Here is a 25,807-nt window from a genome sequence, read left to right as displayed (position 1 = left end):
ACTGCCATCAAGTTAAGAAGTTCCCGCGAGGCGTTGTTACGTAAATAGAATCAACAGCAGCCAAACCTGTCGTTGTCTTTGCGAACAAAGTGAAGCAATCCAGATCAAATTTGAACAAAGTAAGGAGGTGGATTGCTTCGCTAACGCTCGCAAAGACGGTTTTTTGTGTACCTATCTTCCCTCAGTCAATATTTTTAGATAGCTCAGAGATGTATATTTCATGTTGATAACAATCTCTTCATCATGTATAGTAACAGTACATTCTGTATCAGTTTAAAATTAATCCAACTTGTTAGAGATGTCATTATGCATGCAACTTATTCTCACATCCAGATAAACACCAAAGCCTCCTCAATCTCTGCTGCTCTGGTTATTGGAACACTCAAGAATAAGATGACTGTCCTTCGCCTTCCTTGCCTCTTGTCGTTGTAACCTCGGCATTGTGCTTGAACAGGACATTATTAGCGCAACTACTTATACGCAAATACCATATTTATCAATGGAACAGATAATCTTGGTTTAACTGAGAGAATCTTATGTTTAATTTTTTCAAAGCATTCAGTACACAGCAGAGTCCACGATTAACTGCTTTCCCAGCTCCACAAGTGCGCAGCATATGCGGCTTGAACAGCCCTGAGCAACTGGTTACCAGACAGCTTGGATTTTTATTTAGCCAGAATCATTCCAGGAATGGTCACTTGCTTCAAATCAATCTGCAGACTCATTATGCATCAGATGTTGCTCATAAGAAAAATAAAGATGAAGAAAAGGAGCAAGAGTCGATCATTCACGTAACTGATTCAGTGGAACAGATGGTCAAAAGGCATCCCAATTCACTATTCATAGGGGTGACGCCCACTCAGAAAATGAGTAAGGGAGCTGGTTTGTATCCTGGTCATGGCTTCTCCTTTTTGACGAATACTCAAGGTCAAATTATGGGGCATGTCAGTAAAAGACCTGATACATTATCGATAGTCGGTAAGCGGAATGCCTATCGGGATGCTCAGTTCGAGGGTAAATCTTCGGAGCAGAAGTTAGACGAGCAAATGTATGTATATAATCCGACGTTTGATGGTTTTAAGGGCGATATCAGGAAATGGTATCAGCGATCCCTGAACTTGAATGGCACTTATCCTCTGCTGATTGCTCAATTGCCTTTAGGCCCTGGGGTTAAAGTGAGTTCCGATGATTATTTAGCAAGGGAAAAAGAATTGATTGAATATAAAAGGCCTTATCATTTGTTTCCGGAAAGGAAACCAGATGGCAGTATGCAGCGCCCTAATAATTGTTTAACCGCGGTTGCCCAGGTTGTTTTAGGCTATGAATATTATTCAACGCTTTGCGATAGCATGTACTGCCAGCAGGCCTTGGTTGAATTGGTAAAGCGCGTCATTGAGAATCCAGATAATTTTCTGAAGCAAACCCAGGAATTAAATCTCCTGGAGGGCGTGGAGGACTGTCCTTTAAAAACTGACGATTATCTGGGCACTTTTCTTTGCTGAAAATCCTCTCTCCCTCAGGGAGAGTTAGAGAGGGATTTAAAATTAACCCTCACCCTTGCCCTCTCCCAGCTTGGGAGAGGGGATTTTTTCATCTTTCTTCCAGAGAGAGCCTAAATAACTGCTGATAACGTAAAACACCGGTGTGAAGACAAGTCCAAAAAAAGTAACTCCCAGCATTCCGCTAAATACCGCAACCCCCAATGCTCGTCTCATCTCAGCGCCTGCACCAATTGCGATAACCAAAGGAAAAACCCCTAGGATAAACGCAAAAGAAGTCATCAAAATGGGTCGTAACCGAAGCCGGGCGGCTTCCATCGCGGCTTTCCAGCGGCTCTCCCCCTGGTTTTCAAGCTGGCGGGCAAACTCCACAATTAAAATCGCATTTTTGGAGGCCAGGCCGACTAACACCAAAAAGCCGATTTGCGTCATGATATTGTTATCCATGCCCAATAATTTAATACCAATAAGTGAAGAAAAAAGGCACATCGGTACAATTAAAATAATGGCTAAAGGCAAAATCCAGCTCTCATACTGAGCCGCTAGCAGCAGGAAAACGAAGACTACGCTTAAGGTAAAGGCAATTACCGCAGTATTACCAACCGCTCGTTCCTGAAAGGCGATTTCAGTCCATTCAAAGTCCAGGCCATAAGGCAAAAACTGCCGGGCCAGTTGTTCCATTGTGTCCAGTGCGGTTCCTGAACTATAGCCAGGCTTGGTATCCCCCAATAATTCAATAGCGGGATATAAATTAAAATGGGGAATACGCGAGGGGCCCGTAGTGTTTTCTAATCTCGCTACTGAGCCAATGGGAACCATCTGTCCTTCTTCATTACGTACTTTTAAACGCAGCACGTCATCCGGGGTCAGGCGATAATTGGCATCTGCCTGCGCGATGACTCTGAATGTCCGGCCCAGATAGTTGAATTCATTAATGAATACCGAACCCAGATACACTTCCAGGGCTTCAATAACGCTGGCCACACGAACGCCCAGCCGCTCCGCGCGATCCCTGTCGAAATTAAGACGAAGACGCGGTGTCTTATTTTCAAAAAAGGTAAACACTGAAGTAGTGGCCTCTGCCTGATTAGCGCGGGCAGCTAAATCAAGCGTGGCTTTCTCAAGTTCATTCGTTCCAAGACCGGCCCGATCCTGAATCATCATTTTAAAACCACCGGCGTTGCCGATCCCGCGCACCGGAGGCGGTGGAATCACCACAATGGTCGCATCAAGGATACTGCCAAGCTCCTGACGCATGCGATTTAGAATGCCATCATAAGACAAATTCTTTTTTTCTCGTTTTTCAAAGGACTCGAGAACTGCAAAAATTGCCCCGTTATTTGATGAGTTCGTAAAGGTCGCGCCCGAAAATCCGGTGAAGCCAACCGCATTCGCAACGCCAGGAATTGCCAGCAGTTTGTCAATCGCCTGTTTAACTACCTCATCAGTGCGGGAAAGTGAGGCGCCTGAGGGTAACTGGATGGAGACGATAAAATATCCAATATCCTGTTTGGGAATGAAGCCGCCGGGAATGCTTCTGAACAGAAAAATGGTGGAGCTTATTAAAATCAGATAAATCACTATCATCAAACCATTTCGGCGAGTCAGCTTACAGACCAGCCTGCCGTATTTTTCTGAACCTCTTTCCATGCAGTGGTTAAATCCTCTGGCCATTCGGTGAAAGGGTTTTCGCCAGAAGGGCAGATTTTGCTGCTGATGTTCCGGTGGTTTTCTAAGTAGAAGTGCCGCCAGTGCCGGACTTAAAGTCAGGGAAACAAAAACCGAGATTATCGTTGCGACGGCAACCGTGGCTCCAAACTGCTGGTAAAATTTCCCGGAAATACCCTCTAAAAATAAGGTGGGCAAAAAGACTGCGACTAAAACCAGCCCGATTGCGACCAGGGCAGAGCCCACCTCGGTCATGGTTTTCCTGGCCGCATCGCGCGGTTCCATGCCATTATGGATATTTCTTTCCATATTTTCGACGACTACAATCGCATCATCAACCACAATACCAATAGCTAAAACCAATCCAAACAAAGTCAGATAGTTTAATGAAAAACCAATCGCTTCAAGAACTACGAAACTCCCAATCAGGGAAACGGGGATTGCTATGATCGGGATAATTGCTGCACGCCAGGTCTGCAGAAAAATAATAATAACGAGCACAACCAGAGCAATCGCTTCAAAAATAGTATGCTGTACAGCATTGATTGACTCTTGAACAAATAGAGTGGGGTTATAGGCAATTTTATAGGACAAGCCTGGAGGAAAGCGAGGGGAGAGCTCTTTCATGGTTGCAACGATTTCTTTTGCCGTCTGCAGGGCATTAGTGCCTGGTCGCTGGAAAACAGGTAATGCGACTGCAGGGTATTTATTTAACCATCCCTTGATTAAATAATTCTGTGTTCCCAGCTCAACTCTTCCTATATCGCGAAGATAAACAATGCGTCCATCTTTGGACTTGATAATGATCTTCTCGAATTCCTCAGGTTTAATCAGTCTTCCCTGCGTCTCTATGTTAAATTCGATCCCGAATTGTCGATCTTGTGGCTGCTGGTTCAAAATCCCACTGGCTACCTGAACATTTTGTGAGCGAAGGGCTGCTAATACATCGCTGGCGGTAATATCGGCTGAATTCATCAGATCAGGATTGAGCCAAATGCGCATGGCGTATTCACTGGCACCAAAAAGACGAATATCGCCCACACCGTCAATCCGCCGGATTTTATCGCGCAATTGCAGGACGGCGTAGTTGCCGATATAGGTTTGATCATATTTGTTATTGGGTGAGAAGAGGTTAATCACTAACATTAAGTCAGGCGAGTTTTTCACTGTGGTAATGCCGATGCGCCGAACCTCTTCCGGAAGTTTTGGCTCAACAATCGCCACCCTGTTTTGCACCAATACCTGCGCCTGATCCAGATCGGTACCAATTTTGAAGGCAATAGTCAGACGCATCTGGCCGTCACTGGTGGATTGAGAGTCCATGTACAGCATATTCTCAACTCCATTAACTTCCTGCTCAATGGGTGTTGCCACCGTATCCGCTACTGTTTTGGCATCAGCCCCGGGATACTGAGCAGTCACCTGAATAGTGGGAGGAACGATGGGGGGATATTGCTCAACAGGCAGATTCATATAGGAAAGACTGCCCACCAGCACAATAATAAGGGCAATAACTGTTGCAAAAATAGGGCGATCTATAAAAAAGTGCGCAATTTTCATTGAGTCAGTTATTCCTTGAGCGTAATAAGTTTGGGTTTCACCAATTGATCAGCAATCTGAATGCGTTGTATCCCATCAATCACTACTTTTTCATTCGCTTTAAGCCCTTTGCGAATGATATAAAATCCACTGTCTCTTAAGGGACCGAGTTCAATATAGACTCGGCTAACCTGATTTTTATCGTTCACCACATAGACAAACTGCCGGCTCTGATCCATGCTGATAGCTTTATCGGGAAGCAATAAAGCTTCATATTCCCCACTGGCTATTAAACGCGCTCTGCCAAACAGGCCAGGATAGATTACTGCATCAGGATTTGGAACTAACGCCCTGCCTTGAATGGTGCCTGTTTGCTGATCCACTATATTGTCTACGAAATCCATTTTACCCTGATGCGGGAAGCCTTTCTCATCGGGAAGCTGAATCAGAATCTGGTTAGGATAGCGATCCGAGCTTGGACGTTTGCCGGCGCGATCGAGTCGGATGTATTTTAATAAGTCATTCTGACTGGCTTCAAAATAGAAATGGATAGGGTCGACTGAAACCACACGGGTTAACACCGTATCATCCATGCGGACCAAGTTGCCGACACTGACAAAGTAGCGGCTGATCTTGCCATCGATTGGGGAGGTAATCTGTGTAAATTCTACATTGAGTTTCGCCTCATTGACTCGGGTCTCTGCGACTTGCATTTCCTGAAGACGTTGATCAATCACTTCTGCGGAAATGAAACTTTCTTTCTGCAACTTAATTGCACGTTCATAACCTCGTTTCGCCACTTCAAACTGGGCCTGTGCGCGTGCCAGTGCGTACTCAAAAGGCCGCGGATCGATAATGAAAAGCACATCGCCTTTTTTTACACGCTGTCCGTCTTTGAATTTGATTTCCTGCAGGTAGCCGGTGACTCTTGCGCGCACATCCACTTCCTGAATCGCCTGAAAGCGCCCGGTATATTCATCCCATTCGATGATTTTCTTTTTCAAAGGATAGGCCACAATCACTTCAGCGGGCGCTGCGGCAGGTTTTTTCTGCTCTTTATTACAGGCGCTGAGTGAAACAATGGCAAGGACGATTAGATTAATCAGTATGGTCGTCCGTTTTAATCGCATGAAACTGTCCCTGTTGTGGCTAGAGAAATATCCTAAACGATAGTCATAACGAATCATAGAGCCTTAATGCAAAGTATTTTGCTTTGCGAGGCAATTCGGTAAAATGTGAGTTAATCTTATGACTATGGAATATTAGTTCAGTTTCTCTTTTAAAAGATACTGTATATTTTGTAAGAAGTACTAAAGGGTCAATTTGTGAAAGTTATCAGTTTTAATGCCAATGGGATTCGTGCCGCAGCGCGTGGTGGTTTTTATTCATGGTTAATGCAGCAGGATGCCGATTTTGTCTGTATTCAGGAAACCAAAGCGCAGCGCGAGCAGCTGCTTTTAGATAACATCTATTATCCAGAGCCTTATTTTTGCGATTATTATGACGCTGAAAAAAAAGGTTACAGCGGCGTAGGAATTTATGCCCGCCATAAACCACAACGTATTGTAAAGGGCCTGGGGTTTGATTTTTGCGATAGGGAGGGCCGCTATATTCAGTTTGATTATCCCAGACTCAGTGTCGTTTCTCTTTATCTTCCTTCAGGAACCAGCGGTGATATCCGTCAACAGGTAAAATTTGATTTTCTTGAACGGTTTGCCCTGCATCTTGATAGCCTGAAGAAAGAGGGCAGAGAGTTAATACTTTGCGGTGATTACAATATCGCTCATAAGCAAATCGATTTGAAAAACTGGCGTTCCAATCAGAAAAACTCCGGATTTTTACCGGAAGAAAGAGCCTGGATGGATAAATTATTCGGCGAATTGGGATTTGTCGATGCTTTTCGGGTAAAAAACCCTCATCCTGAGCAATACACCTGGTGGTCGCAGCGCAGTAAAACCGCCAGAGAAAATAATATTGGATGGCGGATTGATTATCAGGTGATTACTCCTGGTTTAACAGAGTCAGTAAATACCGTGTCGATTCATGCTGCAGATCGCTTTTCTGATCATGCGCCCTTAATAATTGACTACACTGGAGATTGGTGTGCTTAAATTTGCAAGCTGGAATGTAAATTCTTTAAAAATACGCCTGGAACAGGTTATTGATTGGCTTCAAAAAAACGAAATTGATATTCTGGCCTTACAGGAAACCAAATTACTCGACGACAATTTTCCCGCCAATTTATTCAGAGAGCTAGGTTATCATGTCGTGTTCTCCGGTCAAAAATCCTATAACGGAGTGGCCGTAATCAGTCGTAGTGCACCTCAGGACATTCTTACTGATATACCCGATCTCGAGGATCCGCAACGCCGTATTCTGGCGCTCACGCTGGAGGGAATACGCTTTATAAATCTTTACATCCCCAATGGTTCCAGCGTGGGTTCGGATAAATACCTGTACAAATTGGACTGGCTCAATAAAATAACCGCTTATATTGAAGAGCAGTTGAAGCAATACCCAAAATTAGTCGTTCTCGGCGATTTTAATATCGCACCTGAAGACCGGGATGTGCATGAACCCTCAGAATGGATTGGCAATGTTATGGTCAGTCCTGAAGAACGACTAGCTTTCACCAGCATGCTCAATCTGGGGCTAAAAGACAGCTTTCGTCTATTTCCGGAAAATGAGATTGAATTCACCTGGTGGGATTATCGCGCCGCCTCCTTTCGGCGTAATCGGGGTCTGCGTATTGATCATATTTTGCTTAGCCATGAACTTGCGTCCTGCTGCCTTAGCTCAAGGATTGATAAAGAGCCAAGGCGAGCAGAGCGCCCTTCTGATCATGCGCCTGTATGGGTTGAATTAGAGCTTGGAAACTGATTAACTAGTTATTTTTTCAAGGATGAATGTAGATGACAATGCTCAAATATTTGATAGCGGTTTTACTGTGGGTTTGCGGACACTGGCTGTTTGCAGCAACAACGGAAGAGATTTTGCTGATTGAGAAGGTCAGTACTTCTGAAAAACAGCAGAACATGACTCCAAAACAAGCGTTAATGAAACTTAAAGAAGGCAACCAGCGTTTTCTGGATGGGAAAATGCTGCAGCGAAATTACAGGGTTCAGGCTAAACAATCCTCTTATGGACAATATCCCTGGGCAGTAATTCTCAATTGCATGGATTCGCGCAGCGTACCTGAGCTGTTTTTTGATCAGGGTTTGGCTGATTTGTTTATTCTGCGTGTCGCTGGCAATGTGCTCAATGATGACATGCTGGGAAGCATGGAGTTCGCAACCAAGGTGGTTGGCTCGCGTCTCATCGTGGTTTTGGGGCACAGTTCCTGCGGCGCAATGGCTGGTGCCTGCGAAAATGTGAATCTGGGTCATCTCGACCATATCCTGGATAAAATTAAACCCGTTGTTTCAGAGTCGAAAAAGGAAGCGGGCACTGAAAATTGCACGAGTCCGCAGCTACTCAATCAAATTGCCAGAAATAATGCGCTCAATGTGGTTCGACAGATTAGGGAGCAAAGCCCCATCATCCGGGACTTGCTGGACAAGGGGCAGGTTGGCATTGTGGCTGGTCTGCATGATATTAAAACTGGAAAAGTGACCTTTTTTGAAGAGGAACGCTTGTTAGGCGGGAAATAAAGAAGGCCTTGAAGACTCGCTATCTGCGCCAATCCTTAAATGGATAGTTTCTCCCAACCCTGTCATTTCCGCGCAGGCGGAAATCTATTTATGGTTTGGCACAGTGCCATGTTTGAAATGGATTTCCGCCTGCGCGGAAATGACAATGAAGGACACCTCAACAATGAACCTGATCAAAATCCGGCAGCCTGAACTGACAGCCCTTAATCAGCAAATGTACTTTTAAATTGAGCACAAATTCATGGCTTAGTTCCTGGGTAATATTATAGTCATTTTTCTGTAATTTGCGGCCGTCGATTATAGTTAAGGTTCCTCCACCATAGCAACTGGCATGGTTACCGTTTTCAACGAGCAGGGCGGCGTTCTCTTCTATGCCATAACCCATATGCCCCGGGAAACGTTTGACCGCATGGGCAAGACGTGCAAAACGGCCCCTCTGAATGAAATGCGTATCAATGATTGACTCTGCCAGCAAGCCGATAGCTTTTGTTGTTTTCAAATGGTCATCCACCTGCGATGCTTCATTCCCGCCTTCACAAATCATCTGGTCAGCAAGGATCATCGCTCCGGCGCTTGTTCCCGCAACAATTAATTTATCTTCGTGATAGCGTTGGCTAATGATTTGAACTAACTCATTGTCCATTAAATCCAATACCTGTTCCTGGTTTCCTCCTGTAAAAAAAACAGCGTCGGCATTTTCAAGGCGGTCGCGATATTGTTCAGGCTTGTCATCACCCAAAATAATAAAATGAGGTCTGGTGCCGGTAATTTTGTCGAATACTGTACTGTATTTTTTTCTCATTTTTTCAAATTCTTTCGAGGGTGTGGTTATCACTTCGAGTGTTTCAATACGCAATTCAGAAAAAAGTTCCTCTAATAACTCAAAGCGGTATTTTTCCGAATTCTTGGACTCATTGATTGTTTGTGTTTCCGCACCGCCTATGAACATGAGTTTCCCTATTGTCATAACTTCTCCTTAATGCAGTAAGCCAAGGAATTGGTTGGTCAAAAATGGTTCAATGCTATAGTTATAATATAAACCAGATTTCAAAACTGTTCAGGATGATGAACGCGCTAAGTCCAACTAAAAGGAGCTTTATATGGCAAGTAATTTCAGATCAATTTTAGAAGAGAAGGGCTGTCCGCTTGATAAGCAACAATTTACCTGGAAAGAATTGGCAGGAAAACCAATCAGCAAGCTGGACGATGATGCATTTACCCGTGTGCGCATTATTTTGCTAAATGGGATCGAGCTGGATGCGCTGCGCACCAAACATTTCTTATCCCGCTTCAATAAAGAACTTCAGCTCCCATTAGCTCAGGTAAGACGGGTAGAACAGCACCAGGCAACACAGATTAACTGGTTACTCTCAGCTGACCATTCACCGCTTGAAACCACCATTGCCTATGAGCAAGTGGCTATTGAAGTAACAGCCGCCGTTGCAAAATCTGAGCCTGATCCTTATCAGGCACAAACTTACCGCTTTGGATTACTTGAAGATTTTGATCATCTGTATCGCTATGCGGCAATGCTGGATCGGCTGGAAGGCAAAGATGCCAACAATATTCTGCAGGGATATACCGATTTAATTCCTGGGCGTCCGACATCAGAACATCACCGGGCACCAAGGGATGACCTTCGCGATTCCTATCAGAAAGACAAGGCTCAGTTAATCACAAAAATACATGCAGCTATGATTACAGCCGCAGAATTCCAGACTCACGATTATTATATGAATATCGGGCCTCTTTTTGCTGATCCGATCGCAAGGCAGCTTTATGCTGAAATCGCCTCCATTGAAGAGCAGCATGTCACTCAATATGGTTCTTTAATGGATCCAGAGGAGTCTCTGATTGAAAAATGGATTATTCATGAATTAATGGAAATTTATACTTATCTAAGCTGCGTAGAGCAGGAGAGCAACCTGCGGGTTAAGGCTATATGGGAGAGATTTCTGGATTATGAATTAGGGCAATTTCATCTTGCATGCGATTTATTCAAGCAATTTGAAAAAAGAGATCCGGCTGAATTATTGACTGGTGACTTGCCGGTAATGCTTGAATTCAAAAGTCAGCGTGAGTTTGTGCTCGAAGTTTTAAAAGCTGAAATTAATTTGCGCACCAATGGTGCTCAATATGTACCTTTAGAAAAAGAAGATAAAAGATCAATACGTTACAGGGAGCATATGAATTCAGAAGGTGTTCCGGCTGACATCGCCTCTGCTGGCTATCAGTGGCGTCCCGGTACTGAACTTAGTAGTGCAAGACACTGAAGACAAGGAGTCTATTATGAAAAATTATCAAGGACATAATTTTACCGGCGTCTTGCTGGAGCCACAAAATCTGAAATCTATGCTAAAGGCGGAAACTCAATTCCCTCCTGACGTGCCTGGAGATAGCCGCATGCTGAGTAAGCAGCGAAGCCAAATGGCTGCAGAGGCCAATCCCGTGGGTAGTATTCCTGAGGCTGAAGGCAAGAGCAGCAATCCATCGGGTTTTCAATTACTCATTGACAAACTGGGTGAACGCCTGGCTTATGAGCGTTCTGGTGTTCGCATATATGATGCTGCACTCGCAAAAGCTAAAGGACTGAATCAAGACGAATTATGTAAGGAATTTCAGCATCTGCGCGCGGAGGAAGCTCAGCATATGGCCATGTTAGAGGAAGCGATAACCCGATTGGGCGCCGATCCTACTGCGATGACTCCCTGTGCAGATGTGAGCGGAGTATTGGGGATGGGCATCATTCAGGTACTAACTGATCCAAGAACAAGCATTCCGCAAACCGTGGAAGCCTTAATGACTGTAGAGCTGTCGGATAATGCAGCATGGGAAACATTGATTGAACTGTCTGCGCAAAATGGATATCCACAGTTGGCAGAGGAATTTATGACGGCTCTAAAACAAGAGCAGGAGCATTTACTAATCATTAAAAAACTATTGGCAAAAAGTCTGAATTTAAAACCCGCCAAAAACGCATTTTATCTTGTATTTGCTGATGAAGAGGGCTGGACTGTGAAAAAGCAAGGTGCATCGCGAGCGAGCGGACACTTTAAGAATAAGAAAGAGGCCATTCGTGAAGCTTTAAAGCTCAGTGAAAATGCAAAAGCAGGACTTATTATTCATAATCAATAATGGTTATGGCGGGCTGGGCTAAGCCTTGAAAACTATTGCTTATAATCATAAAACAGGGGCGCAAGCAGGCTGCTGCAATGCTGGCCAATTTTGCATAGGAACTCTTTTTCATGAGCAAATTGAGATTGGACTTGCATACAGGTATTGTTACTGCCTAATGAATAAATAAAATAGCCGCCTTCCTGCGCTTGTTCGGCAATTGATGTGCCGACAGGCAGTTCATGTCTGACCTGTCGTAAATAATAAAGTTCCTCATAACGCGCCGGATGATAGAGCGATTGCCAGCTTGCCTGTTCACAACGCTGATACCAGGCAGGGTTATAAGTTAAATCGTATTCCCATAAATTACGACTAAACAGGTTAAACTCCATCGAGGGAGTAGAGGAAATAATCAGAATACGAGCATGCGAATCAATTGATATCACCGACATATGATGGATTTGATGAAGTCCTAGTACATCACTAAATATGCGCTGTATTTTATCCTTGTGACCAAATAGAAGATCCATCATTTGCGGATGTGCTGTTGCTATACTACTGGTTTCCATGAATTTGCTTAAAACGTTCCATGCTAATGGTTAAAATGCCCGGCAGATGCCAGCGCTAAATCAATAATCTTCCTGGTTTGTTCAGAATTTGCATTAATCTGACTCACGTCCTTGATGAGATCCAGCAAAAAATTGGCGATCTCCCCTCTATTGCGGCTTGCATTATATAGATCTCCTGCGCGAGTGAAAATATAGTGCAGAAGATTCTTATGAATCAGGAGGGTTTCAGCTCCTTCTGGTTGCTGCGAAATACTGTCGCCAAATAACAACCAGCCTGGAGATACGTTCAATTTTTCCGCGATTTCTACCAGTTTGGCAGGCTCAGGAATCGCTTCGCCACGCAGATAACGCCTGCATATCTGCACAGAATAGCCAGTTATACTGGCCAGTTGATGAATACACACACCGGAAGTTGAGCGCTGAGAGTTTAATCCCGCTGCAATCATAGCGTCTCGTAATCGGTAGGAAAACTGTTTACTAAGGTCGACTTTTTCCATTGTTTAATAATCAGAGGAAAGGTAATGAAGTGTAACAAATTGGAAACCAGGGCGCAATTACTAAGATAAAAGGAAACTTTTGGTTTCTTTTGGAAATTAATTGTTGACATTAATTTTTGATTTGCTATGATGTCTCTCGAAGTCAACGGAAACGACTTCGCGAAGCTCTGGTAGCGATGGGAGTATGAAGACGGAACAAATTACCCCGGTAACTGCCAGCAGTGGTTTAACTCATGGCAATTAACCTCGCCGTGTAAGGCTTGAATTGATCGCAGTCCATTCAAGCCTTTTTTATTATCAGAATTATTAAATAAATTGTTTGCTTTGTGAAAAAAGCTTTAATATAATGCCCGACGTTGTGCTAGGCACGTAGCTCAGTGGTAGAGCACCACCTTGACATGGTGGTGGTCGGTGGTTCGATCCCACTCGTGCCTACCAATTTCATTCCCTCTGTTATCTAAATCAATTTTCATACATCAGGTTTTGCTTTGTTCAAGCAGCAATAAAATTTATGGAATAGACGATTGCCTCTATGATATATACTATTCCTATATAGAGCTCCATCGGTATTGGAATGTATTTGCAAGGATTGGATAAATGATACCTCCGCATAAGCCAGTAAATGAAGCAGAGCGCCTGGCGACACTTTATAAATTACAAATACTCGATACCGAGAAAGAGGAGCGTTTCGATAGAATAACCCGAATCGCATGCAAGCTGTTTGACGTGCCTATTTCGGTGATTTCATTCCTGGAAGCGGAGCGTCAATGGATGAAATCAACCCAAGGATTTGATATTGCCGAGGCCGCCAGAAAAACTTCATTTTGTGGTCATGTTATTCTTTCAGATGAAATTATGGTGGTAGAAGATGCAACCAGGGATGAGCGCTTTCATGATAATCCTTTTGTAATAGGGGAGCCGAATTTCAGATTTTACTTAGGCTGTCCTTTAAAAATTAAAGGTTACAATGTGGGAGTTATTTGCCTGATTGATGACAAGCCTCGATTGAAGGCTGAGGTCGATCAGAATCTTATCCATGATCTTGCTCAGATGGTTGAAAGGGATCTGGAACAATTACAGGTTTCTATAACCGATGAATTAACCGGCTTAACCAACCGCCGGGGATTTCTAAAACTGGCCGGCTACCTGTTTCAGAAATACCAGCGTGAGAATCAGATATTTACCCTGTTGTTTTTTGATTTGGATAAATTTAAATACATTAATGATCAATTTGGACATGCAGAGGGTGATAAAGTATTAAAACATGTTGCAGACGCTCTTGTGCATAATTTTCGTTATTACGATATAATTGCCCGCTTGGGCGGCGACGAATTTTGTGTATTTTGCTCCGAACTGAATCAAAAAGCTGTATCAGGAGTTATTCAACGCTTTAATCAAGCGCTGAAGTCAGCAGAGCCGAAAGAGTATGCCATCGAATTCAGTGTGGGCATCATTCAGTTCAATCCAGGAGAACATCAGACTCTTGAAGACATGCTGGCTCAGGCCGATTACAAGATGTATATGACCAAAAAAACCAAGTAAGAGAGTGGCAGATGTAGTCACCCATAGCCTGGTTTTTATGTTTCTCCTGACAGTCTGCTTAATTCTCTCAACAGCCAAGCTGAAGCTCATTCAGCTTTTATGAATGATAATGACTAATGCAGGCAGGCACTGTTATTTCATGCTTTACCTCTGTTCAAAAATAGGTTAGTCTGTAGGTTTTGCCAATATATAAATTAATAATGCCAGGATAGCCCATTTCTCTGTGCATACTGCTAAAATTTGCTTCAATCTGAAGACGGAAGGAATAAAGATGCCTCATATTAAATTGCCTGATGGACAAATTAAACACTTTGAACAGCCTGTAACTGTCTATGAAGTGGCAAATACTATTAGCCCCGGGCTGGCTAAGGCGGCCTTGGCTGGCTCCGTTGACGGACATCTTGTGGATACCAGCTTTCTGATTCAGGAAGATAGTGATCTGGTCATTATTACCGAGAAACAGGAAGAGGGCCTTGAGGTTATTCGGCATTCTACCGCCCATTTATTGGCACAGGCAGTCAAACAGCTGTTTCCAAGTGCCCAGGTAACTATTGGCCCGGTAATAGAGGATGGATTCTATTATGATTTTGCCTTTGAGCGTCCCTTTACGCCGGAAGATCTGGAGCGTATTGAAGCAAAAATGACTGAATTGGCCAAAGCGGATTATCCTGTGTCAAGGCGTGAACTGCCGCGTGATGAAGCTATTGATTATTTCCGTAGTCTGGGGGAAGAATACAAAGCTAAAATTATTGCCGAAATTCCCCAGGGCGAAGTGATTTCCCTCTATCGACAGGGAGATTTTGAAGATCTTTGTCGAGGTCCGCATGTGCCTTCCACCGGCAAACTGAAAGCATTTAAACTGACCAAACTGGCGGGGGCTTATTGGCGAGGTGATTCCAATAACGAAATGCTGCAACGGGTATATGGCACAGCCTGGAATGATAAGAAGTCGCTGGAAGCCTATTTACATCGCATCGAAGAAGCAGAGAAACGTGACCACCGCAAACTGGGCAAGGCCCTTGATCTTTTCCACTTCCAGGATATCGCACCAGGAATGGTTTTCTGGCATCCGAATGGCTGGATAATTTACCAGGAATTAGAGCGTTACATGCGCAGCCGTCTGGCAGATTTTGGTTATCAGGAAGTAAAAACTCCACAATTAGTCGATCGCTCTCTGTGGGAGAAATCCGGCCATTGGGATAATTTCAGAGATGAAATGTTTATTACTGAGACGGAAAACCGGCTTTATGCTGTTAAACCCATGAACTGTCCCTGCCATGTACAAATTTATAATCATGGTTTGAAAAGCTACCGCGATTTGCCATTGCGCCTATCAGAGTTCGGCAATTGTCACCGCTGTGAACCCTCCGGTTCGCTACACGGTTTAATGCGGGTCCGCAATATGGTGCAGGATGATGCGCATATTTTCTGTACAGAAGAGCAAATTCAGTCTGAAGTGGCAATGATGCTCGAATTGGTTCAGTCTGTGTATGCGGATTTCGGTTTCAGTGAAATTAAATATCGCCTGGCGCTAAGACCCGAAAAACGGGTAGGAAGTGATGAAGTATGGGACAAAGCGGAGAATGCCTTGAAACAGGCGATGGCCGGTCATGACATTCGATGGCAGGATGCGCCTGGCGAAGGCGCTTTCTATGGCCCGAAAATTGAATGTTCCCTGGCAGATTGCCTGGGAAGAATCTGGCAATGTGGTACTATACAGGTTGATTTTTCAATGCCGGATCGTTTGGGAGCAAGTTACATTGCCGAAGATGGCGGCAAGCAAACTCCAGTGATGGTGCATCGGGCCATTCTGGGTTCGTTCGAGCGATTTATGGGAATTCTCATTGAGCATTATGCTGGAAAAATGCCGTTATGGCTGGCACCAACTCAGGCTATAATCTTTACTGTAAGTGAAAAACAGCAGCAATTTGGCGAACAAGTAACAAAAATTTTGCAAAAACAGGGGATCAGAGCCAATTTTGACTTGAGAAATGAGAAAATTGGTTTTAAAATTCGCGAGCATACTTTACAGAAAATTCCCTTCCTCTTGGTCATTGGTGACAAAGAAGTGGAAACCGGCTCCGTTTCAGTGAGGACACGTGAAGGTACGGATCTGGGTGTAATGACGATTGACAGCGTTTGCGACCTGTTGCAAAAAGAGATTGCGACCAAAGGTCGTATTTAAAACTCAGATGGAGGGTTAAACTATTACTGCACCAAATAAGCGCGATAGCGATCGTGCAAGAGTTAATGAACAAATCAATGTACCTGAGGTACGTCTCATTGATGCTGACGGCAACCAGGTGGGCATTGTGTCTACGCGAGAAGCTCTACGCGCAGCAGAGGATAGTGGGCATGATTTGGTCGAGATATCGCCATCTGCCAAGCCGCCTGTCTGTAAGATTATGGATTATGGTAAATATCTGTTTGAACTGAATAAAAAATTATCTGAAGCGAAGAAAAAGCAGAAGCAAATTCAGGTCAAAGAGTTGAAATTTCGTCCTACGACGGAAGACGGGGATTATCAGGTCAAGCTACGCAACCTGATACGGTTCCTTAATCATGGTGACAAAGTCAAAATTACGCTGCGTTTTCGCGGTCGTGAAATGGCCCATCAGGACATTGGTATGAAAATCATGGAGCGTCTCATGCAAGATACAGCAGAACATGCTGTTGTTGAGCAACAGGCTAAACGTGAAGGCCGCCAATTAGTTATGGTCTTGTCGCCTAAGAAAAAAGGCTGATTGCTGAATACCTCTTTACACTGCTGCAATTCATTGCCAACAGGCAAATTGCTCGTTTTGAGTTTGAAAGTACTGGATGCCAACATTAGTAGCGAAACAAATGCGGAGTATATGCTATGCCAAAGTTAAAGTCGCATCGTGGAGCGAGTAAACGCTTCCGTAAGACAGCGGGTGGTTCTATCAAGCGTCGACGCGCTTACAGAAATCACATCCTTACCAAAAAATCGCCAAAGCAAAAACGTCATTTGCGTGTTGCGGCAGGTACACTGAAAAAGTGTGATGCTCGTCTCGCAGAACGTATGCTTCACGGTAGTTAAGGGGAGGAGTGAATAATGCCAAGAGTTAAACGTGGAGTGACGGCCAAAGCACGTCACAAAAAGATTTTAGATCAGGCCAAAGGTTATTATGGTGCCCGTAGTCGTACCTATCGAGTAGCCAAACAAGCAGTGATCAAAGCCGGTCAATATGCTTACCGTGACCGTCGTCAAAAGAAAAGACAATTCCGTGCATTGTGGATTACTCGAATCAATGCTCAGGCTCGCGAGTGTGGTTTGTCATACAGCCGTTTGATTGATGGTTTGAAAAAAGCCGCTATCGAATTAGACAGAAAAGTTCTGGCTGATATGGCGGTTTATGACAAGCAGGCTTTTGCTGCTGTTGCTGAACAAGCCAAGGCCGCTTTAGCCCAATAGATAATAATTGTTCATTGCGCCCTGATCTGCTCGCTGGATTATGCAGAGGATCAGGGCAAACACGCATTGGACTGGAGTTTATTATCAAAGCGCTTCATTTTGTTAGATGAATAGGGAGGCTTGAGCCTCCTTTTCTATATGCAGGTCAAGATCATGCAAGACATAGTCGAATTACAGGAAAAGGCTGCCAAGGCCGTACAAGAAGCCAATAGTATACAAATCTTGGAGGCTATTCGGATTGATTATCTGGGTAAAAAAGGTCTTTTGACGGAAATTCTTAAAAGTCTTGCCCATCTGAGTGCTGAAGATAAACCCAAAGTTGGCCAGTTGGTAAATCTTGCCAAACGAGAGCTTAACAGCTTAATTGAAAATAAATTAATTGATCTTAAAGAAATAGCCCTGCAGCAAAAGCTTCGTAATGAGCGAATCGACATTAGTCTTCCTGGAAGAAATACCCAGTCAGGATCTCTGCATCCAGTTACTCAGGTCAAACAACGGGTCAATGACTATTTTAGCCGTCTGGGATTCGATATCGTTACCGGGCCGGAAGTAGAAACAGAATTTTATAATTTTGAAGCCCTTAATATACCAGGGCATCATCCTGCGCGTGCAATGCATGATACCTTTTATTTTGGCGATGGACATTTGCTGCGTACGCATACGTCGCCTGTTCAGATTCGCACTATGGAAGAACGTCAGCCGCCAATGCGTTTAATCGCACCCGGACGGGTCTATCGCTGCGACTCCGATTTAACGCATACGCCGATGTTTCATCAGGTTGAAGGCTTATTAATTGATAAAACAGCCACACTGTCTCAGTTACGCGGTCTGCTCCATGATTTTTTCGCCGACTTTTTTGGCCGTGAGCTTGCATTGCGGTTTAGACCATCCTATTTCCCCTTTACTGAACCATCTGCTGAGGTAGATATCGAGTGTACCCAATGTTCAGGAAAAGGCTGCCGTTCCTGCAAATTTACCGGCTGGCTTGAAGTGCTGGGCTGCGGGATGGTTCATCCCAATGTGCTCAAAGCCGTTAATATATCTCCAGAACACTATCAGGGATGGGCATTCGGTATGGGAATGGATCGTTTGGCGATGCTTTACTTTGGTATCGACGATTTAAGAATGATGTTTGAAAATGATCTCAGCTTTTTAAAGCAATTTTAAATAGCACCTCCTGAGCAATCGGCTTGAAAAATCCTGGTAAGAGGAAACGATGAAAGTAAGTGAAGAATGGTTACGTGAATGGGTAAAACCCTCCCTTAATGCACAAGAATTGGCCGAACTATTAACAATGGCTGGATTAGAAGTCGATTCCATCAGCCCCGTGGCCGGCTCTTTTGACCAGGTTATTGTTGCAGAAGTTGTAAATACAAAGCCGCACCCTCAGGCTGACAAGTTAACACTATGTGAAGTGAGCACAGGCAAAGAGCTGCTGCATGTGGTTTGCGGTGCGTCCAATGTCAGAAAAGGCTTAAAGGTTGCGCTCGCACAAATCGGCGCCAGTTTACCCGGTGGAATTCATATTAAAGAAACCAAATTACGAGGAGAGTTGTCACAGGGAATGCTGTGCTCAGCTTCAGAGTTAGGCTTGACTGAAAGTTCAGACGGGATTATCGAATTAGACGGAAATGCGCCTGTAGGACAAGACCTGCGCACTTATTTATCTTTGGACGACCAGGTATTTGATATTGATTTAACACCAAATCGCGCTGATTGCCTGAGCGTTTTAGGAATCGCCAGAGAAGTCTCGGCATTAACGCGCTCCACTTTGGCTGGCATTGCTGAAACCCCGTCTCGGCCTGTCATCGATGAGCAGCGTTTAATTCAGCTCAGAAGCACCGAGGCTTGCCCCCATTATTGTGGACGAGTAGTTCAGGGTGTTAACTCCCATGCTGTGACTCCTCTGTGGATGCGCGAGCGGTTACGCCGTGCAGGTATACGCAGTATTCATCCGGTGGTTGATATAACAAATTATGTGATGATTGAGCTGGGACAGCCCATGCATGCTTTTGATTTGCAAAAGCTTGACGGCAATATTGAAGTACGTTTTGCTCGAAACAATGAGTCATTACGCTTGCTGGATGGGCAGGAGACTACATTGGCCGATAATATTCTGGTGATTGCTGATCAGAGTAAGGTGCTGGCAATGGCCGGTGTAATGGGTGGGGAAGAAACCGCTGTGAGTGATGAAACCACTGCTGTTTTTCTGGAAAGTGCCTATTTTACACCTGTACACATCGCGGGAGTCGCGAGAAAGTTTGGTCTGTTCACCGATTCCTCGCAACGTTTTGAGCGAGGGGTCGATCCACAACTGCAATTAAAGGCTATCGAGAGAGCCACCAGTCTGCTATTGGATATTTGCGGGGGACAAGCGGGGCCTGTCACCGAAGTGGTTGAAAACAACTTTATGCCCCAGCTTCCCTGCATCGGCTTTAATCCATCCAGGGTGGAGCAATTAACAGGCGTGGTTGTGGAAGAGGCTGAGATATTGGCACTGCTGCAGAGTCTGGGAATGACTGTTAGCAAAGAGTCATCCTGCTGGAAAGTTACGCCGCCCGCTTATCGTTTTGATATCCAGCTTGAGGTGGATTTAATCGAGGAAGTCATTCGTATTCGAGGATATGACCGAATTCCAGGGCAAAAAATGATTACGACGGTTCAGCCAGGCAGCATTGCCCCTGTCGAGTCAATCTCCAAGCGTGCAGCGCATTATTTCGCTGACCGTGGATATCATGAGGCAATTAGCTATAGTTTTGTCGATCCCGAATTGCAGCAGGCTCTATACCCGCATACAAAGGCATTGAGCTTATTGAATCCTATTTCCTCCGAGCTGTCGCAAATGCGTACCGGAATGTGGCCTGGCCTTTTAGCTTCCATGATTTACAACATGCATCGGCAGCAAACATCGATTAAGTTTTTTGAGGCAGGTGTGGTGTTTGAAGTCGAGAATGACCAGGTAAAAGAACACCCTTGCCTTGCCGGTTTAATTGCCGGAGAGAGCGGCGGTATGAATTGGTGTGAGCCTGCACGTTCGTTTGATTTTTATGATATCAAGGGTGACCTGCAAGGTCTGTTTGCACTGCTGCAAATTTCAGACGTAGAGTTTGTGTTAGCCGAGCATTCTGCTTTGCATCCTGGAAAAACAGCGAAAATACTAATCAATGGTAAAGTGGCGGGATGGTGCGGCAGTCTTCACCCCCGTATTGCCGATGCCCTGGATATTCAGGAGGAAGTATTACTGTTTGAGTTGTATTTGAATGAGCTGATGGCCAGCTCGGTTATACGCTATGCGCAAATTTCCCGATTTCCACAGATCCGTCGCGATCTGTCCATTCTGATGGATGATAACATCCAGATGGGGGAAATTGAAAAAGCGGTTAAATCGGTAATTCCCAATAACTGGTTGAAGTCTTTTCATGTGTTTGATATCTACCGCGGAGAGAATATTCCACAAGGCAAGAAGAGCGCTGCTATTGCGCTGGTCTTGCAGGACGACAATAAAACCTTGATTGATAACGAGATAAACCAGGTAATTGATGCTATACTCAGAACACTTGAGGATGATTTTTCAATTACGTTGAGGGATTAAAATCGTGAATGCACTAAGTAAAGCAATGATTGCAGAAACCTTGTTTAGTGAATTGGATTTGTCCAAACCAGACGCAAAAGCAATGGTTGAGGAGTTTTTCGAAGCCATTCGGAATGCTTTGGAAAATGGAAAGGATGTTAAATTATCAGGTTTTGGCAATTTTAATCTGAGAGATAAACCGCAAAGACCTGGTAGAAACCCCAAAACTGGAGAAGAGATCCCAGTGGTTGCGCGAAGGGTGGTAACCTTTAAAGCGGGGTTGAAATTAAAAACTAAAATTGAGCAGAAAGGAAAATAGTTGTTGAGTCATTATATCCGGCATGTGTTTATATGCACCAACCAAAAAGCAGCTGGCAAAGTTTGCTGTGCCAACAGTGGCGGTATCGAGTATTTTGAGCATCTGAAAGAGCGTTTGCTTGAACTTGGAGCGCATGGTCCTGGAAAAATACGTGTTAGTAAATCAGGGTGTTTGGGTCGTTGCAACCAAGGCCCTTGTATTGTAATTTATCCCGAAGGCGTATGGTATACTTACTCCACGCTTGAAGATATTGATGAAATTGTTGACAAGCATTTATTAAAGAATAAAATTGTCGAACAATTATTAATGGATAAGTAACGCTTAAATAATCTTTTTTTAAGATTCTGTTCAAGTTTTTACTTATTTTACTTGTAGGTTATTACAGTTTTGGTTAAAATCGCCCGTCCAAGATTGAAAGATTACCAATGATAAAAGGCGGTACGGAGTTAATTTAATGAAAACATTCAGCGCCAAAGCTCACGAAGTTAAACGTGATTGGTTCATAATTGATGCTAGCGACAAAACTTTAGGTCGTCTGGCTACTGAAATCGCTCGTCGGTTACGCGGCAAGCACAAGGCAGAATATACCCCTCATGTTGATACTGGGGATTATATCGTTGTAACAAACGCTGAAAAAGTGACTGTTACAGGCCGTAAATTCAAAGAGAAGATGTATTATCATCACTCTGGATTTCCTGGTGGCATAAAATCCACTTCTTTTGAGAAGCTCCAGGCAAAAAATCCTACAAGAATTATTGAGTTAGCTGTAAAAGGTATGCTTCCTAAAAACCCATTGGGCAGAGAAATGTACCGTAAGCTGAAAGTATACGCTGGTAGTGAACATCCACATGCTGCTCAGCAACCTAAGCAACTAGAGATTGAGGAATAAATAATATGGCTGAATTGCAGCAATACTATGGTACTGGTCGTAGAAAAAGCTCAACGGCCAGAGTCTTTATCCGTCCAGGTAAAGGCGAAATCAAAATCAATAACCGTGCACTGGAAGAATATTTTGGTCGCGAAACTGCCTGTATGGTGGTTAGACAGCCTTTGGAAACTGTTGACGTTCTTGAGCGTTTCGATATCTACGCAACTGTGGTTGGCGGCGGTATTTCTGGTCAGGCTGGTGCTGTTCGCCTGGGCATCGCTCGCGCACTGGTTCAGTACGATGAAATTGATTTGGCTGAAGATGCTGAACCTCAAGCAGATTCTTACCGACGCAAATTACGTGCGAAAGGTCTGCTGACTCGTGATTCTCGTCGAGTTGAGCGTAAGAAAGTGGGTTTGCACAAAGCACGTCGCGCCACTCAGTACTCAAAACGCTAATTATATCTTTATACCAAGCCCCGCCGATGCGGGGTTTTTTTTTGAGAGTGTTTATTAGACTGCGTCATTACTCAACTCACAGGCACCGTCATCTCGAACGCAGTGAGAGATCTCCTGGATCTTGGTCTGTGCCAGCATTCGGAGATTTCTCACTGCGTTCGAGAGGACAAGGCATGACACAGTTTGATGAAGACTCTTTTTTTTAGCCTGAAAAAATCAAGCGCATCAATTGAATACCTGGCAAATGGATCTCCTGCATTTGCAAACGCTTAAATCTTTGATATAAATAGTACATTTCACCTTTATCAGAATTCTGGAATTGATTGCGTTCAAGCTGATACTGAAAGAGCAAGCTTGATGCTTCAATCGTGATGTCTGAAACGGTATAAAAGGAAGTAGACAGGAAGAAAGCACCGTGAATGATGAAATCAAGCCTGAGCAGGGTGAGCTGTATCCATCGGAAGTGATTGATGAACAGAAGCGTCAATTTTTATTACGAACCACTGGAGTATTAGGTGGAATAGGGGCTGTATGTGCCTTAACTCCTTTTGTTTCCTCATGGCTGCCCAGTGCTAAGGCACAGGCCGCTGGTGCCCCTGTAGAAGTTGATATCAGTAAAATTGAGCCTGGCCAGCAGGTTACTGTTGAGTGGCGGGGGAAGCCTGTTTGGATTATCAGGCGCACACCTGAAATGCTCAAACATTTAAATGGGCATAACGATGATTTGCGCGATCCTGATTCACTGGTTGACCAGCAGCCTGAATATGCACAAAATAAATTCCGCTCGATAAATCCCGAGTATTTGGTATTGGTGGGAATTTGTACCCATCTGGGTTGTTCGCCTAAATATACTCCCAATGAAAGAGAATTACGGCCTGACTGGCCGGGAGGCTTTTTCTGTCCTTGCCACGGTTCCACTTTTGATCTGGCTGGAAGGGTTTTCAAAGGAGTTCCTGCACCAATTAATCTGGAAGTTCCCCCCTACCGTTTTGTTAATAAACACCTGATTATAATTGGCGAAGATGAAAAGGATGGTCAAGCATGAGCGGATTACTGAATTGGATTGATGCTCGTTTTCCTCTGATGACAACCTGGAAAAAGCATATCAGTGAATACTATGCACCAAAGAATTTTAATTTTTTCTACTTCTTTGGATCTTTGGCCACGATTGTTTTAATAAATCAGCTGGTAACAGGTCTTTGGCTAACGATGTTTTATACCCCCACTGCAGATGGGGCATTTGATTCCGTTGAATACATAATGCGCGATGTCAATTATGGCTGGTTTCTGCGGTATATGCATTCCACTGGTGCATCTGCTTTTTTTATTGTGATTTATCTGCATATGTTTCGCAGCGTATTGTATGGGTCCTATCAAAAGCCGAGAGAACTCATCTGGCTGATTGGAATGGTGATATTTTTATTGCTTCTGGCAGAGGCCTTTTTTGGGTATTTGCTGCCCTGGGGACAAATGTCCTACTGGGGAGCGCAGGTGATTACTTCGCTGTTTGGAGCAATTCCCTTTGTGGGCGATACGCTGGTTACCTGGCTGCGTGGCGACTACAATGTGGCCAATGCTACACTGCAGCGTTTTTTTGCTCTGCACGTTATTGGTATCCCATTATTGCTATTAGTTCTGGTATTTTTGCATATTGTTGCTCTGCACAAGGTAGGCTCTAATAATCCTGAAGGGATTGAGATTAAAAAAAATCTGGATCCCCGCGGCATCCCACTGGACGGAATCCCTTTTCATCCTTATTACACTGTAAAAGATGCGCTGGGAATAATGGTATTTCTTATTTTGTTTTTTGCCATTATCTTCTTCACCCCGGAGATGGGCGGATATTTTCTGGAGCATGCCAATTTTGTTCCTGCCGACCCGATGGTGACCCCGGATCATATTGCGCCAGTCTGGTATATGACGCCTTTTTACACCATATTAAGAGCGATTCCGAACAAATTAATCGGCGTTATCGCAATGCTTTCCTCTATTCTACTTCTGTTTTTCATGCCCTGGCTGGACAGAAGTCCGGTTCGTTCAATGCGGTACAAGGGATATCTGTCACGCTGGGCATTGCTTATCTTTTTAATAAGCTTTGTAACCCTGGGGTATTTGGGAACCGTGGTGGTAACCCCCGTACGGCAATATCTCGCCCAGATTTGTACGTTTATATACTTCGCCTATTTTATCCTGATGCCATTTTATACACGTTATGAGCAGCATCTTGAAGTACCAGAGAGGATAAGCCGATGATTTCAAAAAAGCTGTGTCTTGGACTTTCTTCCATTTTCCTGGCTGGTGTTCTGCATGCTGCTGCAGAAGATAATGTCAAATTATTACCTGTTGATATTGATTTGCAGGATAAGGCCCGTTTGCAGCGCGGGGCCAAAATGTATATGAATTATTGTTCAGGTTGCCATTCCCTGAAATACATGCGCTATAACCGCATGGCTCATGATTTGGGTTTAACGACTTTTGACGGGGAGCTGGATAGTGATTTGTTGATTAACAATCTGATTTTTACCCGCGCTCCAATTTACGATCCCATCAGGATTAGTATGCCCCCAGCGGATGCCCAGGAATGGTTCGGAAAAGTGCCGCCTGATCTTTCTTTAAGTGCCAGACAAAGAGGCGCATCCTGGCTTTATACCTATCTCAAGGGATTTTACGTAGATAAAACGAGACCCTTTGGCGCGAATAATATTTTAATTCCTGGGGTGGCAATGCCAAATGTACTTGAACCATTGGCAGGCAGAGTGGTCGCAATTGAGAATAAAGATGAGGCCGGATATTTATTCCTGTCCCATTTATTACTGTCTGAGCCAGGTGAAATGACTCAGCCTGAATTTGACAGTGCGGTTACTGATTTGGTTAATTTTCTGGTATATGTTGGAGAGCCGGCCAAGCTTGTGCGTTATCGTGCAGGCGGATTTGTCATCGCTTTCCTGTTTATATTTTTGCTGGTTGTCTACAGACTAAAAAAAGCATACTGGGAAAAGATTGAGCATTAGACCGATCGTTAATGATAAATTTGCCTATTCTTAAACATTGCTTGCTAATTTGTGCTAAAATGCACT

25 protein-coding genes and 1 tRNA gene are annotated in these 25,807 nt (G+C 44.1%); 21 read left to right on the top strand and 5 right to left on the bottom strand.

From position 1 onward, the window contains the following. Positions 1 to 536 precede the first annotated feature (536 nt). Positions 537 to 1,502, top strand: a complete 966-nt coding sequence (locus tag B1207_RS11295) for a hypothetical protein (protein WP_112220073.1) — start codon at positions 537 to 539, stop codon at positions 1,500 to 1,502. Between the two features lie 42 nt (positions 1,503 to 1,544). On the opposite strand, the gene B1207_RS11290 is transcribed toward B1207_RS11295, so the two are convergent. Then, positions 1,545 to 4,727: an efflux RND transporter permease subunit gene (locus tag B1207_RS11290; RefSeq protein WP_112220072.1), complete on the bottom strand. Its 3,183-nt coding sequence runs from the start codon at positions 4,725 to 4,727 to the stop codon at positions 1,545 to 1,547. Positions 4,728 to 4,735: 8 nt separating this feature from the next. Beyond that, positions 4,736 to 5,836 carry an efflux RND transporter periplasmic adaptor subunit gene (locus tag B1207_RS11285; RefSeq protein WP_112220071.1) on the bottom strand — a complete coding sequence of 367 codons (1,101 nt, stop codon included), beginning with the start codon at positions 5,834 to 5,836 and terminating at the stop codon, positions 4,736 to 4,738. 195 nt (positions 5,837 to 6,031) lie between these two features. Here B1207_RS11285 and B1207_RS11280 point away from each other — a divergent pair, with 195 nt between their 5' ends. The 3 genes from B1207_RS11280 to B1207_RS11270 are packed head-to-tail and all read left to right on the top strand — an operon-like array spanning position 6,032 to position 8,356. Continuing rightward, positions 6,032 to 6,817 (top strand): exodeoxyribonuclease III, encoded by a 786-nt coding sequence (locus B1207_RS11280; protein ID WP_112220070.1) that lies wholly within the window; start codon positions 6,032 to 6,034, stop codon positions 6,815 to 6,817. Continuing rightward, a complete protein-coding gene (gene xth / locus B1207_RS11275) occupies positions 6,810 to 7,586 on the top strand; it encodes an exodeoxyribonuclease III (protein WP_112220069.1) in 777 nt (258 codons plus the stop codon). The genes B1207_RS11280 and xth overlap by 8 nt, the downstream gene beginning before the upstream one ends. 32 nt (positions 7,587 to 7,618) lie before the next feature. Beyond that, positions 7,619 to 8,356, top strand: coding sequence for a carbonic anhydrase (locus B1207_RS11270; protein ID WP_112220068.1), 738 nt, complete (start codon positions 7,619 to 7,621; stop codon positions 8,354 to 8,356). Positions 8,357 to 8,513: 157 nt separating this feature from the next. Here B1207_RS11270 and B1207_RS11265 read toward each other — a convergent pair whose 3' ends face one another. Beyond that, a complete protein-coding gene (locus B1207_RS11265; RefSeq protein ID WP_112220067.1) occupies positions 8,514 to 9,323 on the bottom strand; it encodes a cyanophycinase in 810 nt (269 codons plus the stop codon). Between the two features lie 133 nt (positions 9,324 to 9,456). Here B1207_RS11265 and B1207_RS11260 point away from each other — a divergent pair, with 133 nt between their 5' ends. Both B1207_RS11260 and B1207_RS11255 read left to right on the top strand, forming a co-directional pair. Next, entirely contained in the window at positions 9,457 to 10,629 is a 1,173-nt protein-coding gene (locus tag B1207_RS11260) for a hypothetical protein (protein ID WP_112220066.1), read from the top strand. 16 nt (positions 10,630 to 10,645) lie between these two features. Beyond that, complete coding sequence (locus B1207_RS11255) at positions 10,646 to 11,491, top strand: demethoxyubiquinone hydroxylase family protein (RefSeq protein ID WP_216362466.1); 846 nt, start codon at positions 10,646 to 10,648, stop codon at positions 11,489 to 11,491. 32 nt (positions 11,492 to 11,523) lie between these two features. On the opposite strand, the gene B1207_RS11250 is transcribed toward B1207_RS11255, so the two are convergent. Both B1207_RS11250 and B1207_RS11245 read right to left on the bottom strand, forming a co-directional pair. After that, positions 11,524 to 12,039, bottom strand: a complete 516-nt coding sequence (locus B1207_RS11250; RefSeq protein ID WP_112220065.1) for a hypothetical protein — start codon at positions 12,037 to 12,039, stop codon at positions 11,524 to 11,526. A 23-nt stretch (positions 12,040 to 12,062) separates the two neighbouring features. Beyond that, positions 12,063 to 12,536, bottom strand: a complete 474-nt coding sequence (locus B1207_RS11245; protein WP_058507825.1) for a helix-turn-helix domain-containing protein — start codon at positions 12,534 to 12,536, stop codon at positions 12,063 to 12,065. 363 nt (positions 12,537 to 12,899) lie between these two features. Between B1207_RS11245 and B1207_RS11240 the strand changes: the two genes are divergently transcribed. The 15 genes from B1207_RS11240 to B1207_RS11170 all read left to right on the top strand — a co-directional run bounded on the left by B1207_RS11240 (position 12,900) and on the right by B1207_RS11170 (position 25,741). Next, positions 12,900 to 12,974: transfer RNA gene (locus B1207_RS11240), tRNA-Val, on the top strand. Positions 12,975 to 13,133: 159 nt separating this feature from the next. Next, positions 13,134 to 14,078 carry a sensor domain-containing diguanylate cyclase gene (locus tag B1207_RS11235; protein ID WP_112220064.1) on the top strand — a complete coding sequence of 315 codons (945 nt, stop codon included), beginning with the start codon at positions 13,134 to 13,136 and terminating at the stop codon, positions 14,076 to 14,078. Between the two features lie 271 nt (positions 14,079 to 14,349). Continuing rightward, entirely contained in the window at positions 14,350 to 16,263 is a 1,914-nt protein-coding gene (gene thrS, locus B1207_RS11230; RefSeq protein ID WP_112220063.1) for a threonine--tRNA ligase, read from the top strand. A gap of 22 nt (positions 16,264 to 16,285) precedes the next feature. Beyond that, a complete protein-coding gene (gene infC / locus B1207_RS11225; RefSeq protein WP_058507822.1) occupies positions 16,286 to 16,822 on the top strand; it encodes a translation initiation factor IF-3 in 537 nt (178 codons plus the stop codon). Positions 16,823 to 16,938: 116 nt separating this feature from the next. Next, positions 16,939 to 17,139, top strand: a complete 201-nt coding sequence (gene rpmI / locus B1207_RS11220) for a 50S ribosomal protein L35 (RefSeq protein WP_112220062.1) — start codon at positions 16,939 to 16,941, stop codon at positions 17,137 to 17,139. A gap of 15 nt (positions 17,140 to 17,154) precedes the next feature. Then, entirely contained in the window at positions 17,155 to 17,514 is a 360-nt protein-coding gene (gene rplT, locus B1207_RS11215; protein ID WP_112220061.1) for a 50S ribosomal protein L20, read from the top strand. A gap of 153 nt (positions 17,515 to 17,667) precedes the next feature. Continuing rightward, entirely contained in the window at positions 17,668 to 18,681 is a 1,014-nt protein-coding gene (gene pheS, locus B1207_RS11210) for a phenylalanine--tRNA ligase subunit alpha (protein ID WP_112220183.1), read from the top strand. Positions 18,682 to 18,730: 49 nt separating this feature from the next. Next, a complete protein-coding gene (pheT, locus tag B1207_RS11205; RefSeq protein WP_112220060.1) occupies positions 18,731 to 21,106 on the top strand; it encodes a phenylalanine--tRNA ligase subunit beta in 2,376 nt (791 codons plus the stop codon). Positions 21,107 to 21,110: 4 nt separating this feature from the next. Continuing rightward, entirely contained in the window at positions 21,111 to 21,404 is a 294-nt protein-coding gene (locus B1207_RS11200) for an integration host factor subunit alpha (protein WP_058507819.1), read from the top strand. Next, entirely contained in the window at positions 21,405 to 21,722 is a 318-nt protein-coding gene (locus B1207_RS11195) for a (2Fe-2S) ferredoxin domain-containing protein (RefSeq protein WP_172458284.1), read from the top strand. It begins immediately after the preceding gene. 136 nt (positions 21,723 to 21,858) lie between these two features. Further along, positions 21,859 to 22,293, top strand: coding sequence for a 50S ribosomal protein L13 (rplM, locus tag B1207_RS11190; RefSeq protein ID WP_058507818.1), 435 nt, complete (start codon positions 21,859 to 21,861; stop codon positions 22,291 to 22,293). Between the two features lie 5 nt (positions 22,294 to 22,298). Beyond that, positions 22,299 to 22,730, top strand: a complete 432-nt coding sequence (rpsI, locus tag B1207_RS11185) for a 30S ribosomal protein S9 (protein ID WP_058507817.1) — start codon at positions 22,299 to 22,301, stop codon at positions 22,728 to 22,730. Positions 22,731 to 23,145: 415 nt separating this feature from the next. Further along, positions 23,146 to 23,775, top strand: a complete 630-nt coding sequence (gene petA, locus B1207_RS11180) for a ubiquinol-cytochrome c reductase iron-sulfur subunit (protein ID WP_058507816.1) — start codon at positions 23,146 to 23,148, stop codon at positions 23,773 to 23,775. After that, complete coding sequence (locus B1207_RS11175) at positions 23,772 to 24,983, top strand: cytochrome b (RefSeq protein WP_112220059.1); 1,212 nt, start codon at positions 23,772 to 23,774, stop codon at positions 24,981 to 24,983. The genes petA and B1207_RS11175 overlap by 4 nt, the downstream gene beginning before the upstream one ends. Continuing rightward, on the top strand, positions 24,980 to 25,741 hold the full coding sequence (locus B1207_RS11170) for a cytochrome c1 (protein ID WP_112220058.1): 762 nt from the start codon (positions 24,980 to 24,982) through the stop codon (positions 25,739 to 25,741). Before B1207_RS11175 ends, B1207_RS11170 begins: the two co-directional genes overlap by 4 nt. The last annotated feature ends 66 nt before the right edge of the window (positions 25,742 to 25,807 follow it).

Origin of the sequence: Legionella quinlivanii, from assembly GCF_003265995.1 — a bacterium.
Classification (GTDB): domain Bacteria; phylum Pseudomonadota; class Gammaproteobacteria; order Legionellales; family Legionellaceae; genus Legionella_C; species Legionella_C quinlivanii_A.
Note: the sequence above shows the minus strand (reverse complement) of the source record. Positions and strands in the feature narration are given on the sequence as shown.

What these genes read in the sequence shown, in the direction of transcription:
- rplM (WP_058507818.1), top strand. Translation starts at nt 21,859, where the DNA reads ATGAAAACATTCAGCGCCAAAGCTCACGAAGTTAAACGTGATTGGTTC.
- pheT (WP_112220060.1), top strand. Translation starts at nt 18,731, where the DNA reads ATGAAAGTAAGTGAAGAATGGTTACGTGAATGGGTAAAACCCTCCCTT.
- B1207_RS11270 (WP_112220068.1), top strand. Translation starts at nt 7,619, where the DNA reads ATGACAATGCTCAAATATTTGATAGCGGTTTTACTGTGGGTTTGCGGA.
- rpmI (WP_112220062.1), top strand. Translation starts at nt 16,939, where the DNA reads ATGCCAAAGTTAAAGTCGCATCGTGGAGCGAGTAAACGCTTCCGTAAG.
- B1207_RS11235 (WP_112220064.1), top strand. Translation starts at nt 13,134, where the DNA reads ATGATACCTCCGCATAAGCCAGTAAATGAAGCAGAGCGCCTGGCGACA.
- B1207_RS11295 (WP_112220073.1), top strand. Translation starts at nt 537, where the DNA reads ATGTTTAATTTTTTCAAAGCATTCAGTACACAGCAGAGTCCACGATTA.
- B1207_RS11285 (WP_112220071.1), bottom strand. Translation starts at nt 5,836, where the DNA reads ATGCGATTAAAACGGACGACCATACTGATTAATCTAATCGTCCTTGCC.
- B1207_RS11290 (WP_112220072.1), bottom strand. Translation starts at nt 4,727, where the DNA reads ATGAAAATTGCGCACTTTTTTATAGATCGCCCTATTTTTGCAACAGTT.
- B1207_RS11175 (WP_112220059.1), top strand. Translation starts at nt 23,772, where the DNA reads ATGAGCGGATTACTGAATTGGATTGATGCTCGTTTTCCTCTGATGACA.
- B1207_RS11255 (WP_216362466.1), top strand. Translation starts at nt 10,646, where the DNA reads ATGAAAAATTATCAAGGACATAATTTTACCGGCGTCTTGCTGGAGCCA.
- B1207_RS11250 (WP_112220065.1), bottom strand. Translation starts at nt 12,039, where the DNA reads ATGGAAACCAGTAGTATAGCAACAGCACATCCGCAAATGATGGATCTT.
- thrS (WP_112220063.1), top strand. Translation starts at nt 14,350, where the DNA reads ATGCCTCATATTAAATTGCCTGATGGACAAATTAAACACTTTGAACAG.
- B1207_RS11245 (WP_058507825.1), bottom strand. Translation starts at nt 12,536, where the DNA reads ATGGAAAAAGTCGACCTTAGTAAACAGTTTTCCTACCGATTACGAGAC.
- rpsI (WP_058507817.1), top strand. Translation starts at nt 22,299, where the DNA reads ATGGCTGAATTGCAGCAATACTATGGTACTGGTCGTAGAAAAAGCTCA.
- pheS (WP_112220183.1), top strand. Translation starts at nt 17,668, where the DNA reads ATGCAAGACATAGTCGAATTACAGGAAAAGGCTGCCAAGGCCGTACAA.
- B1207_RS11265 (WP_112220067.1), bottom strand. Translation starts at nt 9,323, where the DNA reads ATGACAATAGGGAAACTCATGTTCATAGGCGGTGCGGAAACACAAACA.
- B1207_RS11260 (WP_112220066.1), top strand. Translation starts at nt 9,457, where the DNA reads ATGGCAAGTAATTTCAGATCAATTTTAGAAGAGAAGGGCTGTCCGCTT.
- B1207_RS11170 (WP_112220058.1), top strand. Translation starts at nt 24,980, where the DNA reads ATGATTTCAAAAAAGCTGTGTCTTGGACTTTCTTCCATTTTCCTGGCT.
- rplT (WP_112220061.1), top strand. Translation starts at nt 17,155, where the DNA reads ATGCCAAGAGTTAAACGTGGAGTGACGGCCAAAGCACGTCACAAAAAG.